The 13,168-nt window shown below is 66.6% G+C and carries 12 protein-coding genes and 2 pseudogenes; 10 read left to right on the top strand and 4 right to left on the bottom strand.

What is annotated here, in order from left to right:
* On the top strand, positions 1-546 hold a 546-nt coding region (locus BFF77_RS19710), incomplete at its 5' end, for an IS701 family transposase (RefSeq protein WP_425424397.1).
* Positions 547-1,181: 635 nt separating this feature from the next.
* Here the strand turns inward: BFF77_RS19710 and BFF77_RS19705 are convergent.
* Together BFF77_RS19705 and BFF77_RS19700 are read right to left on the bottom strand one after the other, a co-directional pair.
* Complete coding sequence (locus BFF77_RS19705) at positions 1,182-2,270, bottom strand: tyrosine-type recombinase/integrase (protein WP_066951523.1); 1,089 nt, start codon at positions 2,268-2,270, stop codon at positions 1,182-1,184.
* 66 nt (positions 2,271-2,336) lie between these two features.
* Complete coding sequence (locus BFF77_RS19700; protein ID WP_066951529.1) at positions 2,337-2,543, bottom strand: helix-turn-helix domain-containing protein; 207 nt, start codon at positions 2,541-2,543, stop codon at positions 2,337-2,339.
* A gap of 928 nt (positions 2,544-3,471) precedes the next feature.
* Here BFF77_RS19700 and BFF77_RS33445 point away from each other — a divergent pair.
* Positions 3,472-4,257: pseudogene (locus BFF77_RS33445) on the top strand (IS5 family transposase).
* Positions 4,258-4,323: 66 nt separating this feature from the next.
* Here BFF77_RS33445 and BFF77_RS19695 read toward each other — a convergent pair.
* Positions 4,324-5,244, bottom strand: a complete 921-nt coding sequence (locus tag BFF77_RS19695) for a transposase family protein (RefSeq protein ID WP_211280277.1) — start codon at positions 5,242-5,244, stop codon at positions 4,324-4,326.
* Between the two features lie 1,298 nt (positions 5,245-6,542).
* Between BFF77_RS19695 and BFF77_RS33435 the strand changes: the two are divergent.
* Positions 6,543-6,791: pseudogene (locus BFF77_RS33435) on the top strand (transposase); the annotation flags it as partial.
* On the opposite strand, the gene BFF77_RS19690 reads toward BFF77_RS33435, so the two are convergent.
* Positions 6,743-7,786 carry an IS4 family transposase gene (locus tag BFF77_RS19690; RefSeq protein WP_245703600.1) on the bottom strand — a complete coding sequence of 348 codons (1,044 nt, stop codon included), beginning with the start codon at positions 7,784-7,786 and terminating at the stop codon, positions 6,743-6,745. The pseudogene BFF77_RS33435 and the gene BFF77_RS19690 sit on opposite strands and share 49 nt — an antisense overlap.
* 459 nt (positions 7,787-8,245) lie before the next feature.
* Here BFF77_RS19690 and BFF77_RS33425 point away from each other — a divergent pair, with 459 nt between their 5' ends.
* The 7 genes from BFF77_RS33425 (at position 8,246) to BFF77_RS19665 (ending at position 13,156) form a co-directional block, all read left to right on the top strand.
* Entirely contained in the window at positions 8,246-8,857 is a 612-nt protein-coding gene (locus BFF77_RS33425) for a hypothetical protein (RefSeq protein ID WP_211280276.1), read from the top strand.
* An 849-nt stretch (positions 8,858-9,706) separates the two neighbouring features.
* Positions 9,707-9,928 (top strand): hypothetical protein, encoded by a 222-nt coding sequence (locus BFF77_RS37935; protein ID WP_342671243.1) that lies wholly within the window; start codon positions 9,707-9,709, stop codon positions 9,926-9,928.
* Positions 9,929-9,973: 45 nt separating this feature from the next.
* Complete coding sequence (locus BFF77_RS37930) at positions 9,974-10,336, top strand: sigma factor-like helix-turn-helix DNA-binding protein (RefSeq protein ID WP_342671242.1); 363 nt, start codon at positions 9,974-9,976, stop codon at positions 10,334-10,336.
* Positions 10,333-11,037 carry a hypothetical protein gene (locus BFF77_RS19675; protein ID WP_066951517.1) on the top strand — a complete coding sequence of 235 codons (705 nt, stop codon included), beginning with the start codon at positions 10,333-10,335 and terminating at the stop codon, positions 11,035-11,037. The genes BFF77_RS37930 and BFF77_RS19675 overlap by 4 nt, the downstream gene beginning before the upstream one ends.
* Before the next feature lie 105 nt (positions 11,038-11,142).
* The gene (locus BFF77_RS35725) at positions 11,143-11,316 is read left to right on the top strand and encodes a hypothetical protein (RefSeq protein WP_169922690.1); all 174 of its coding nucleotides are present in this window, start codon (positions 11,143-11,145) and stop codon (positions 11,314-11,316) included.
* Positions 11,317-11,674: 358 nt separating this feature from the next.
* Positions 11,675-12,136: an RICIN domain-containing protein gene (locus BFF77_RS19670; protein WP_066951514.1), complete on the top strand. Its 462-nt coding sequence runs from the start codon at positions 11,675-11,677 to the stop codon at positions 12,134-12,136.
* Positions 12,137-12,406: 270 nt separating this feature from the next.
* On the top strand, positions 12,407-13,156 hold the full coding sequence (locus BFF77_RS19665; protein ID WP_066951511.1) for a hypothetical protein: 750 nt from the start codon (positions 12,407-12,409) through the stop codon (positions 13,154-13,156).
* Positions 13,157-13,168 lie beyond the last annotated feature (12 nt).

Below are 13,168 nucleotides of genomic sequence, written 5' to 3'. Positions count from 1 at the left end.
CAGACCAGCCGGATCCGGCTGTGGCTGGAAGAACACGACATCGCTCATGTCCTCGCCGTCCCGAAATCGCAGATGGTCATGACCATGGAATTCTTCGGCCAGGCCCGCGCGCACAAGCTGGTCGGTGAGCTCCCCGACGACGCATGGACGCGTATGAGCTGCGGTGACGGTGCCCATGGCCCGCGCGAGTACGACTGGGTGGCGGCCCCGATCCGGCCCTGGCGGCGGGAAGGCTGGGACCATTGGTTACTGGCACGGCGAAGCCTCATGGATCCCGCGGACATCGCCTACTACATCTGTTTCTGTCCGGCCGGGACCTCCTTGGAGGAACTCGCGCGGATCGCAGGGTCCCGGTGGATGGTCGAGGAATGTTTCCAGACCGCGAAAAACGAAACCGGGCTTGATCATTACCAGGTCCGCGGCTACCCCGCCTGGTACCGGCACATAACACTGTCCATGGCCGCCCTCGCCTTCCTCGCTATTCTGCGAGCAGAGGCAAAAAAGGGGATCCGGATACCGGCAGCGGTCGATATTTCATACCCGTGACCATGAACGAGGCCCGGCGGCTCTTCAACCGCGCCTCCTCTCCCATCCGCCAAAGCTTCCAGCACGCACTCGCCTGGTCACGGTGGCGAAGAAGAAGCCAGGCACGAGCCCGCATCAGCCACTACAAACGCAGAGGCCATCACGGAGTGTCGTTGCAGTACTAAAACCAGTCACGAATCGGACATGAAATTTTATATCGCCCTCTGAGTGATAGTGGCCGCCCTCCGTCACCCGCCGCGTCGAGCTTCCGCAGGCCCCGAAGGTCTTCCCGTTCCTGGTGCAGTGGCCCAAGACCGGGGCGCTGCCAACGCTGTACGCGGCGACCAGTCCCGACGCGCGGGGCGGCGCCTTCTACGGCCCCGACGGTTCGCCCATCGCACCGGCGGGCCGAACCGAGCAGAAGCTCTACCGCACCGCCGAGGACCGTGATTCGACGAGGTGTGAACCAACGTGCGGGGCGGCCCTGTGGCCGCCCCGCACGGACACGCCCCGAACCCGAACCGCGTTCCACACCCGTTGAGTTCTGCGCCGACGGCAACGCCACCGACGGGTCGGGAATGCGCACCAGGCGGATGCTCAGGCGGTTGTCAAGCGACGGCCATCTCTGTCCGAGCAACGCAGGGGCGAAGGGGCGTTCATGCTGGGATGGTAACCGGGGCTTCCATTCGCTCCCAGGCACTGAGGACGGCCTTGTGCGCATCCGGTTGCAGATGGGCGTAGCGCTGGGTTGTCTGGAAGCTCTCGTGGCCGAGGAGGTGCTGGACCTCGTAGAGCGAGACTCCCTTCTGGACGAGCCACGAGGCGCAGGTGTGGCGCATGGAGTGCGGCGGGTAGTGCGGGACGAGCTGCTGTTCGCCGTCATCGTCGAAGTAGTGGGCGCCCTCGACAGCTGGCCACCAGGTCTGCCGGCGCCAGTTGCCGTCATCAAGGAGGCGGCCGGCCCGGCCCTTGGTGACGGTGGTGAACACGACGGCGTCCCGCTCCAGCCGGTGGATGTGGCGTTCGAGGGCCTCCAGGACGTGGGGCGGGAGCGGGACCTCCCGGCGGCTCTTGGAGCTCTTCGGGTATTCCTTGATCCCGCTCTTGGTGTTGACCTCCACCACGAACAGCCGCGAGCGGCGCTGATCGATGCGGTGCCGGTGAAGGCCGGAGAGCTCGCCCCAGCGCAACCCGGTGTAGAGGCCGAGCAGGCACATGGTGCGCCAGGCGGCCGGGAGTTCGTCGAGGATGCTTTGGGCCTGGTCGAGCGTGAACCACTGCGGCGGCTTGACTGCGATGGCCGGCAAGTCGATGTTGCGGCAGGGGCTTACCGCGATCACGTCGTCATCGACGGCCGCCCGCATGATGGAGGACGTCAGGTTGTAGGCCCGCTTGATCGCGGAAGCACCTGCACCGTTCTCGATCAGGACACGGATCCAGCTCTGAACGTCCATACGGGTGATGGCCCGCATCTCCCAGTCCGCCCAGTGAGGCAAGATGTGGTTCTTGATGCTGGACGCGTCACCCCTCAAAGTGTGGGGCTCGACCACACGAGCGTTCCACCAGCGGTCGTGCCACTCGCGGAACGACGCTTCACCGGCCCGCGGGTCGCGCAGGCCCCCGCGGGCGAACTGGGTCTCCAGCTCGATGCCCCAGGCCCGCGCCTGGACTTTGAGAGGGAACGACTCGCTGAACCGGTCTCCTGCCCGGTTGCGTACGGTCGCCTGCCACTTACCGGACTTCAATTTGCGCAGGTACGCGGTACTACTCCTTTATCCGAACGCGAGGAAAACGGAGCCGACGACTGGAGGTCAGCGGCGCGGCCGCGAGACTGCGACCGACCTGCTGGTGATGAACTCCTCCAGCCCCGCAGCCGGAATACGGACGCGGGAGCGGCCCGGTCCGGTACGCAGATCGACGACCGGGAGTTCGCCAGCGGCGATGAAGCGGTAGACGGTACGCCGGTCGACGTCCAAAGCGGCGGCAACAGCGGGAATGGAGAGCAAACGTGCAGACATGAAAGGGTCCTTCATCTCATGCGGTTCAGCGACGGCACCGCGGTCATCTGGGCAGCAGAGGGACGGTGCAGTCCTCCAAAACACGACTCGCTCCACTGCGTCCGCTACGGCCCCACCGCCAAGCACAGCCGAACGCGAACTCATCAATGGTCGCGGCGATCGCCGGTTTGGCTAACCGGCGATCGTGGTCTATGTTGCGCGCCGCATCAGATAAATCCGACAGCCTCTCGGGCTGGCCGCGGTCAGGAAGCCAGCCGACATGAGCGCAAGGGTGGGGTCGCGGTCCGCAACGAACACCAGCAGACCGTCATCAGTAAGGCGGTCAAGATTTCGTGCTGCGACACGCTCGGGCGCCCCAATGGCACGCGCCACGTGCCAAGTTGCAGCTCCGGGGTGCACAGCAACGTGAGCGAGGACTGCTAGGTCGCAACGATAGCCGCGTTGCAGCAGACCCTTGCCGACACAGGCCAGCCGCGCAGGCGCAAACGCACAGCCCGGTGGACACAGCACCGTAGTTCCCCGCCACCTGGCCGCACCAAGCGTTCAGCGCGCCGACCGCAAACAGGACAGGGGAAGCAAAACGGGCGGACCGAATAGCGAAATCCGACAGACGGGCCTCCTAAGTAGGGACCATGCCAGCGACGCGGCCTGATGCAGCACAGGGCTACGGATCAATAGCAACCCAGGCCACACCGGAGTAACCACATCATCTGACCTGGCGTTTCCCGAGACGTTGTTACGTTGGCATGGCCCCGGCGGAGGTTCCAGCCTTTTGGGCTTCTTTCCTGTCTGCCGAGGGCGAATGGCCGCCGATAGCCTGCGCGGAGCCCTATCGACCACGAACCGGTACCGAGCCTGCCCATTCACGTTCGGCGCAAGCTTCTTCATTGGTTCGGACAGGAAACTCAATCTTCTTGAGAAGTCATCTCTGCCTGATGAGTTGTGGGAGTTTTCCCAGCGGGCGGTGCCGGAGGCGCCCTCGCGGCCCCAAGGTGGCGGCCGGCGTCGGCACGGTGATCGTGAGGTGCTGGCCGCGATCGTGTTCGTGGCCACGTCGGGCTGTACGTGGCAGCAGTTGCCCACGCCGTCGTTCGGGCCGTCGGGGCTACGGCTCATCGGCGGTTTGCGGAGTGGACGAAGACGCGGGTGTGGGCCGGGCTCCACCGCCTGGTCCTCGACGGGCTCGGGGCCTGCGGCGAGTTGGACAGGTCCCGGTGCGCGATCGACTCGGTGACCATGCGGGCCCTGAAAAAGGGGGACCTGACAGGTCCGAATCCTGTCGACCGGGGCAAGTACGGGTCGAAGATCCACTTGATCGCCGAGCGGACCGGTCTGTCCCTCTCCGTTGCGGTCTCGGACGCGAACCTGCACGACAGTCAGGCGCTGATCCCTCTCGTGCGAGGAATACCACCGATCCGCTGGCGTCGCGGACCACGGCGCCGCAAACCCGAAAAGCTCCACGCCGACAAAGGTTACGACTACTCCCACCTGCAGCGATGGTTACGCCAGCGCGGCACCGAGCAGCGCATCGCCCGCAAGGGAATCGAGTCCTCACAGCGACTGGGCCGCCACCGCTGGACCGTCGAACGCACCAAGACCTGGCTCGCAGGATGCCGCCGACTCCACCGCCGCTACGAACGCAAAGCCGAACACTTCCTCGCCTTCACCAGCATCGCCTGCACCCCGCATCTGCTACCGCAGACTTTCCAAATGAGATGGCTTCTTACGAGTTGGTGCGTGATAGCGGGTGAGGCGTCTTCGGCCTGCTCGTGGCTTGTTTTCAGGCGGCGGTGCGGTCGGAGACGAGGCTGGCGATGGCTCGGTAGGTGTCGGGCAAGCGGTCGCGGCGGTGGGTCCAGCGCGATAGTTGCTTCCAGCGTTTGTGGTCGGCGAGGGCATGCTCGACGGTGATGCGGTCGGAGGAGTGTCCGTGGCGGTCGCGTTCCCACTGCTGGACTCTGCCGGGCAGTGCTCCCGGACGCGGTTTTCTTGGCGGTGTGATCGCTTGCCCGCGATGGTCGCGGCTCAGGCCGAGGTAGCCGTCGTCCAAAAGGACCTCGACGTCGGGGAAGTGCTGGAAGCAGACGGCGATGCCCTCGTTGCGGACGGCCGTGGCATCGTGCATACGACCAGGCCGCAGGGTGTCGGTCCATAACGTGCGGCCCCGCCAGTCAGCGATGACCGTGGCCTTCATCGTGTTCTGCTTCTTCTTCCCGGAAACGAACGCCCGCCGTCCGCCGCGGCCGGCCGGTGGCCGGCGTACCTGGATCTCGGTGGCGTCCAGCCGCAGCTCGATGCCTTCGGCCCGGGCGTAAGCGAACACGTCGGCCATAGTCCGTAATCGCAGGCCGGGGAGGTCGGGGACCGCGCACCCCCGCCCGGGCAGGAGCGTACGCACCTCTGCGATCGCACGGGTGATGGTGGAGCGGTCGACGCCGAACAGCAGCCCCAGTACCGAGTGCGGCAGGTCGTGCCGCAGATGGATCAGCGTGGCCACCACCCGGTCGACGAAGACCAGCTGGTGGCGGGCGCCGGCTCCCGCAGCCCGCTTCCTGGCCCCACCTCGTGCAGCATGGCGGCGACCCTCGACCCCGGCCTGCCACGGCAACGCCAACTCCCCGACCAGACGGGCGAGATGACGTCGAGAGAGCCCCGTGAACAGCCGGTGCGCCAGCACCGCCCGATTGACCGTGATCGACACAGACGGATCATGCCACCGGCCAGGCACGACGCTCACCCGCTATCACGCACCAACTCGTAAGTTGCCCCAGCCCGACTGCCTGTCAGCCCGAGTAGTTCAGAGAATCGGAATCGCTCATCACCTGGGCCACGATCACCCTCATGACCAGACGAATCACCCGCCGAAGCTCCCGCAGGAGCGGGCAGCCGGCCTCCCGCGAGGCCCAACGCGACTGACTGTCTCGGCACTGACGGTCAGCAGTGCCGCCAAGAGGTCACCGGGCCCGGAATGCAGCCCTGAACACCACCCTCCCACCACCACATCGGACGATTCCTACGGGGCCGTGAATCAGCCGAGGAACCCCGCCCTTCCCTCGAAGATCCCCGACAGCGTCCGGAACTCGCTGCGACTCGGTGACGCAGGAGATGCCAGGGTGACTCAGGTTGCGTCCCCCTCATCATCCCCGAAATCGACGTAGCGGCATCCGGGAGTCCGGCACCGGATATCCTCCCAGCCGTCTCGCCTGTTTTTGAGGTTGTGGCGCTCAGAAGTCTCGCCGAGCTTGCCGCACAGCGCACACATCCCTGCCCATGTGCACGGCACGGACTCAACAGAGGGGCTCCAGGAGAGAAACGCCGGGGCCCGTTTCGCGAGGTCCCGAAGTACCTGGTAGCGCAGCTGTTCCGGCAGGTCGTTCAACGGGACATCGCGGTACTTGTGCAGAATTTGCGTCTTTCTATCCCCGCACCCGGTGCATAACGACACCTTCACGCACGTGTGATCTGTCGGCCTCAGCTCCCCGTACTGGTGGTTCGGCCGTACCCCGCCGATAACCTGGCTGCAGAACACGCACCCGCGGTAATACCGGCACGGATCGGGGGACTCTTCAGGAGCCAGCGTCCGCCACTTGTGCCACCAGTTCCGGCACAGCGTACGGCGCACGAACCCGGCTCGCTCACTGGAAGTGTTCATATCCGCAGCTCTCCCCCCAAGAGATCGCCGAGCCCCCAAACAGTTTCATTGTCGCACCCCTACCACGGCTCCATCGGGCAATCCGCACCAGCGAGGCCGACTATCACCGTCGACCAGCCGTGACCTCACGGCTCAAGCCTCGCCGTTCGAATTCTGAGCTGAGCAAACGCCGAGACTCCGCTGGGCTGCTATGTCATGACCGGATCGGAAACAGGCACTGAACTTGTTGTTTAACGTCCGCCTCTGAAAGGCCAGTTGGCCGCTGGTGGGCGATGCGACAGCGGTGCAGCCTTGGCGTGATCATGTGGCGTTGTCGAGACGCTGTTGATCATGCCAAGACCGCGAGGGTGAGTCTGCTGCACGACGCTGTACGCGTCGAGTCCCTGACCGTGTTATCCCGGTTCCGGACCGACTTCTACGACTGCCTGACCGCCAGCGCGGACGCGCTGTTCGAGCTGGCCGACGCGGTGTTGTGCACCGACGGGCCGGTGCGGTCCCTGGTCGACCTCGCCCTGGCACCCGAGCACCGCCGCGGGCACGGTTCCCTCTATGCCGGTCTCAACCGCGGACGGGTGGATGTCGCCCGGCTGCGGCGGGTTCCGATGTGTCCGACCAGGTCGGCTTGGGTGCCGGGGCTGTGACCCGCTATGGGGCCAGTGATGACGGCGACGGTGTCGCGTGCGGCCTCCAGAGCGATGATGAAGGAAGCTCGGTCCGGATCGGTGCAGTACCGGGTCTCCATGGCCGTGACCGTGACCGATCGCAGGGCTTGGTAGAGGGCGAGCAGTCCCCATAGTTCCTGTGTGAGACCGGCGGGATCCTTCGAACGCAGAACGCGGCCCTTGAGGAGCGTGTGACGCAGCGCCAGGTAGGCGCACTCGATCTCCCAGCGCTCGTGGTAGAGGCGGACGAGTTGGTGAGCGGGGTCGGTGCGGTGGTCAGTGAGCGTGGTCAACAGCCGGTAGGTCTCGCCGAAGGTGCTGCCGTCGGCGGCACGTGTGCGGATCTCGGCTTCGATGACGCGCAGGACAAGGCCAGCGACACGCGTGAGGTAAGAACCATCTGGCAGCAGAGTCAGTACGGGAGGGTGCCGGCGGCTGGTGCAGCGCACCAGGAACTGCGCGCCTTGTCGTGCGACCTGCGTGAGCAGATCATTGGTGTGGAAGGCACGGTCAGCAAGGAGCAGCATGTCCGGGGTCAAATCCGGCGCCAGCTGCTGCGCGTAGTACGTCTCTCCTCTGGCCACTGGTCCGAAGGCTGCCGCGATGAGGCCGCGAGTGCCCGTCTCGCACAGTGTCATCAGCATCAGTCTGGGATATCCGGCTTCGCCGAGGCGGCTGGCGGGGCGGCCGAGCCAGGACCAGTTCCGTTCATGGCTGGGGACGATCAGGCTGCTGCACCCGTCAAAGGCGACTGTTCGCCAGCGTCGGTAACTCACCCCGGGAGTGGTCGGCTGGGCCGGCGGCCCTGCCAGCACCTCGAACAGCCTCCGGACCGGGGCGGAGCCGATCCGTCGGCGCAGGTCACGAAGTGCCTTCTCGGAGGGTTCAGCGACCGGCGCTGCCAGCCCCGCGACGAGCTTTGTCCACACGAGTCGGGCCGGGCCGGCCACCCCCGCCTTCCCTCCGGCCGCTCCCGCGCCACGATCACCCACCGGATGAACGGACCATGCAACTCAACTCCCCATGGCGGATCCCCGACTTCCGCGCGCTGTTCACCTCGGCGGCCCTCAGCCAGCTCGGCACCAATGTCAGCTATGTGGCCGTGCCCCTCATCACCGTCTCCGCGCTCGACGCGAGTCCCGGCCCGGTTGGGGCGCTCGCCGCGCTGAGCACCGTCGCCTTCCTGCCCATCGGCCTGCCGGCATCGCACTACTGGACAAGGTTGTTGCCAGTGCCGCGTCGGGTGCCGTGGAGAGTGCACGCGGACCGCACGGCATCACCGACGCTCCGGCGGAAGCCGTTGTCGGGCCAACAAGGGCTGTCGGCGGGCGCACATCCGGGGCCGCCCACAAGCGGGCAAAGCGGAACTGCATCGTATGCTCCTGATCATGACAACATTGACAGCGGGGGTCATCGGCCAGTGCCGATTGAGCCTCGGGTCCGCCCCGCGCTCGTTCAGCTGGATCGACAGGCGCAGATACCTGAGGATCCCCGAGCCTCGATGGATGCGACCGAATGCCAACGACCCCCTGCGGGAGATTCTGCGGGAGCAGGACAGTCTGCTCCGAGAGGGGCGCCTGGTGTGGGGGGCTTTGGTGCAGGCGAACACATTGCTGTTCCAGCCGGGAAAAGACGACCACCCGGCGGAGGTGGTGTACAGCCCGGACGCTGCGGACTTTGACAACAACCCCGTCCGCCTCCTTGACATCGCGCGATCGTTGTACTCACTGAAGGGCACAGAGCAAAGCGACCCGGAGCTCATGGCCTTCTCGGAGCACCTCGCCAATGAGATGGAACGTGGGATGCGGATGCCTCTGCCCCACAAGCTGACAGCAGGCGCCACTGTCTACAACACGGCCGTCCTCATTTCCCGTCGACATCTGCCCGACGGCGTCCTTCACAGCTCTGTTTTCCCCTTGATCATCCATCCGGAGAAAACCGCCATGACGATGATGCTGCCCAGCCGTTACTGGCCGACAGCCCCCGGGGCCGTCTCGTGAAGGATTTACCGGCCGCGCCTGTCGTGTGACCCCCATCCGTCGGCCTACGTCATCCGCCGGGCCTGGCCGGGGAGAAACTGTGGCGGCTTCCGCTGCCGCTCCCCGTGTCGGCCCTGGTCGCGGCGGGGTCCGCGCTGACTCGGACCGGCCGGGGTCCGGCCGCCGTACGCCGATCGGCCCCCGTAGGCCGTCGCGAGGCGCCGCCGGTCGGTGCCGGCCCGAGCCTGGGCGGGCCGGAGTCCGGGCTCGCCGTCACTGCGGCCCCGTTCGGCAGGACCGCGGGGCGCGCGCTTGCCGTCACCGGTTCATTGGGCCGCTCGCGGGCCCGTCGCGGCCGGAGCCGGTGCATGTGTGACGAGCAGCCCGGGCTCGGGCCCGGGACGCCATGTGATCATGGCGCTCGTGAAGACCGCGCCGCAGGTACGGTCCCTTTGGCTGTCGAGGAGTTCGGTGCTGAGCAGAGCCCGCGGCCGGGCATCTGCCGCCTGACCTATCAGCCGCGTGTGTCCGGCGGTGTCACCTGTTGTCCCTTGTGCAAAAGCTGTTGACGAATGGTCAACTTCGGTGTGATCTCCGCCACTTGAGCGAGTGATGCAAGTCGGTTCGGGTGACGAGGCGATGACTTTCCGTGCTGGTCAGAGATCGTTGTTCGAATGCCTCCCCCGTCACTCACCCTTGCTTCTTGTGCCCGTTCATACGCTGAGCGTGATTTTTCTGGGGTGGTGCATGAGTGTTTCGCGCCCCGGATTGCTTAGGTGGTGGGTGAGAACAACAGCTCGCCGGCGCAACTAAGTTGTGCCGCCCTCAATGAAGAGGACCCATGACGACCATCTCCAAGGGGAGGCGCGCGTGAGCGACGACGACGTCCACGACGCGGTGCCGGCCGAAGACCGGCTCCAGCTGACCCAGGTGCAGAGCCCGGACCTCCCGCTGGACCTTCCGCTGGACTTCGAGGCCTTCTATCTGGGCCACCAAGAGTTCTTCCACACCTTCGCCGAACTGCACCTCGGCAGCCGGGAGGCGGCCGAGGAGGCCGTCCACCTGGTGTTCCTGGAGATCCTGGCGGCCTAGGACGGCCTGCTCCAGGTCGGCGACCTCGAGCAGGCCACCCTCGCCGTGCTGCACCGCCGTGTCCGTGCGCAGTTGGAGCGCGAGGGCCGGGATCCGGCGTTCGTCATCAACGGGCCCATAGCCCGGATGGTCCGGATGGCCCGGGAGCTCGAAACGGTCCGGAACAGGCTGGACCTCACCGACGGCTCGAGCGGACTGTACGAGGCGATCACACTGCTGCCGCCCCGGCAGTTCACCGTGATCGTCCTGCGGCACCTCATGGAATACCCCACCCACCAGATCGCAAGGTTCATGGGACTGGACGAGCGGACGGTCGACTACCACGGCCGCAAGGGCAGGGAACGGCTGCGGGTCCACCTGCGGCTTCCCGCGGACCCGAACAGGAAGAGGAAAGGACGAGCACAGTGACATCCACCATCGACGACCTCCTGGCCGACGCGTACGTACCCACCACCTCCCCGGACCGCTTCGACGTCGGGGCCGCGCTGCGTCGGCTGGCCGCCGACGCGGCGAGGAACTCGGTCACACCCTCGCCGGACATGGTCCGCGCCGCCCGGGCCGGGCAGCGCCTGAGCGTGGTCTCCCGCTGGATCCTCAACGGGCCGGGCGCCGCTGAGCACATCGAACGCCTGGCCGTCGACCCCGAACCCGAAGCCCACCTCCGGGACGGGACGACGAAGGAACTGGATGTCCACGGGGCGCTGGTGTTCGCGTGTCTCCTGCACCTGACCGGGCACCCCGAGAGCGCCCAGTTCTGGTGGCAGCTCGCCGCCGGCGCGAGCAGCCGGGCCGCCGCCTACTGCCTCCACCTGCACCACCTCCAGCTCGGAGAGAGCCGGGAAGCACGGCACTGGTACCACCAGCTGACCCACTCCATCTCCATGGCCGACGGCTCCGCCCCGCCCGACGACGCCTTCATCGAGGGCCTCGAAACCGTCGCCCACTACGTACGGGCCAACGGCTCCACCGCGTACGCCCCCACCGGCGGACTCGAGGGCGAAGTCGACCGCCTCGCCTCACGCGGCGAGGGATCCTCCCCGCACCTCATCGTCCGCCGCCCCGACCAGCGCCTGGCCGACCAGCTCCACCGCTTCACCGGCCGCCACTGACCGCCCGCGCACAACGAAGAGGGAGCCCTCCTCCGGCCATCGGTTCCGAGGCCACGGCCGGAAGGGCTCCCTGCTCGACACCCCTCCAGGACAAGGAACGTCCGCATGAACGATAGCCCCGCACACCGCAGGACCACGGCACTCCTGACGAACCGTCTCATCCGCTGGACCGCCCGGCACCAACGCTCCGCCGCCGGCCACATGCTCCGCGGCACCTGCTACGGCATCGGCACCGGCGCCGTCAGCCTCCTCGCCGTCTGGGCACAGAAACACCTCTGAGTACCGGGACGTGCCCGGCCCTGCCGACCGCAGGGCCGGACACTACGGCCGGTGTGGCCCGTCTGCGGTTCGGGGATGAGCCGTACGACGGTGATGGTGAAAATCCCGGTGGAGATCACGTACCGGACGATCGCCTACCAGACGGCCGCCACGCGCCGGTCCTGGTCGGCGCCCACCGGTGCGGAGCCGTGACCGTACGGGTCGGCACCCAAGGTGCGCGCCTCGAGTCTCAGCTGCTAGCCGATCAAGCGCTCGAAGTGGTGGACCAGGTGGGTGAACTGCCCGTGGATCTGTCCCGCCCACGTGCCGGGCCCCGGTTGACTGACGTCGGCACCATCCACTTCACGGGAGAAGTCTCATGCACCCGACACGACTCGGCCTGACCGCCGCGGCCCTGCTCGCGCTCACTCTCAGCGCGGCCTCCCCCGCCACAGCAGCACCCCGGAACGGCGCCACCACCACTCTCCGGGCATCGTCGTACGACGCGTGCCTCGACAGCGACAGGGCCGGCAACGCCTACATCAACACCTGCAACGGGAAGAACGCCCACCACCGCTGGCAGTGGACCACACTCAAGAACGGCTTCCAGATCCGCAACGAGGCAACCCAGCGGTGCCTCGTCGACGACGGCAGCCGGATCGCCACCCGCACCTGCGACGCGGCCAGCATCCACCAGCTCTGGTTCGCCAACGCCGGCCAGTTCGGCAACTTCCGGCTCCTCAACAACGGAACCAGCCGCTACCTCGCCTACGACAACAAAGTCGGCCTCACCGGCTCCGCCGAACACGGGACATTCAGCTGGTACACCAACGCTCCCTGAGCGCCACCACACGAGACGTGGGCCAGAAGCAGGTGGGTGGGCCGAGATTGACCGTCGCCGCCTCGAGATCGATCAAACCCTCTGCCCACCTGCTGGACTTTGATGGCCTTCAGTGCCGTGCCGAAGAGGCGGTCCACCGCCGCCAGGGCCGCGCGTACCCCAGGCCCTCCGCCCCAACACGGTAATCGGTCAATCACCTACGGTAGGTATCATCACGGAGTGGCCAATGCCTGTCACTTTGTGCAAATTCGGTAAGAGATGGAGTGCACCATGCCGGACGTGAGCGTGAAGTTCTACAGGCGCGAAGGCCGCCCGGATTCCACTACCGAGTACAGCGGCCGGCACAAGGAGCAGGGCGCGTTGTTCGAGGGCAGTGTGGACCCCGACGGCGCCGAGGGCTACGTCTTCTCCGGGACCCTCTCGGTCACCTGCCAGATCACCGACGACCTTGTCACGAACACGGTGGCCCTCGGGCACGGCGGAGCCTCCTCCAGCTTCTCCTACGAGAGGCGGGAGATCGACGGCACCGAGGAGAACACCTTCCAGGTCTCCGGCCGCGGGAAGCGCGAGAAGAACGAGGACGTGGACCTCCGGGTGGGCATCAACCTCTACCCCAACGGCACCTACCAGTACGGCGACAAGGTCACCGCCATCGTCGGTGGCCCGCCCCAGCCCCTCAAGGCCAGCTACTCCGGGGGAGGGTCCGGCGTCTCCTTCGAGGGGCACGCCTGGGCGGACGGCCCGGACGGCTACGCCATCAAGGGCAAGCTGAGTGCCTGGAACGACAAGACCAACACCACCCAGGAGTACGCGACGCTGGGGTACGGCTCCGAGAGCGAAAGCTGGCACTACAAGACGGTCGCCATCGGCGACAAGCAGACCAACGAGGACATCCTGGTCCGGGGCAGCCGCGACAGCGACGAGGGAGTCGTCATCATCCTCGGCGCCACCACCGGCACCGCCAACACCTACGACTACGGCGACAAGGTCACCTGCGCCCCCCTTCCCCTGAAGTTCTGACAACTCCCACCC

It is taken from the genome of Streptomyces lushanensis (assembly GCF_001700515.1).
Taxonomy (GTDB): Bacteria; Actinomycetota; Actinomycetes; order Streptomycetales; family Streptomycetaceae; genus Streptomyces; species Streptomyces lushanensis.
This window is presented reverse-complemented; position numbering and strand designations above follow the sequence as displayed.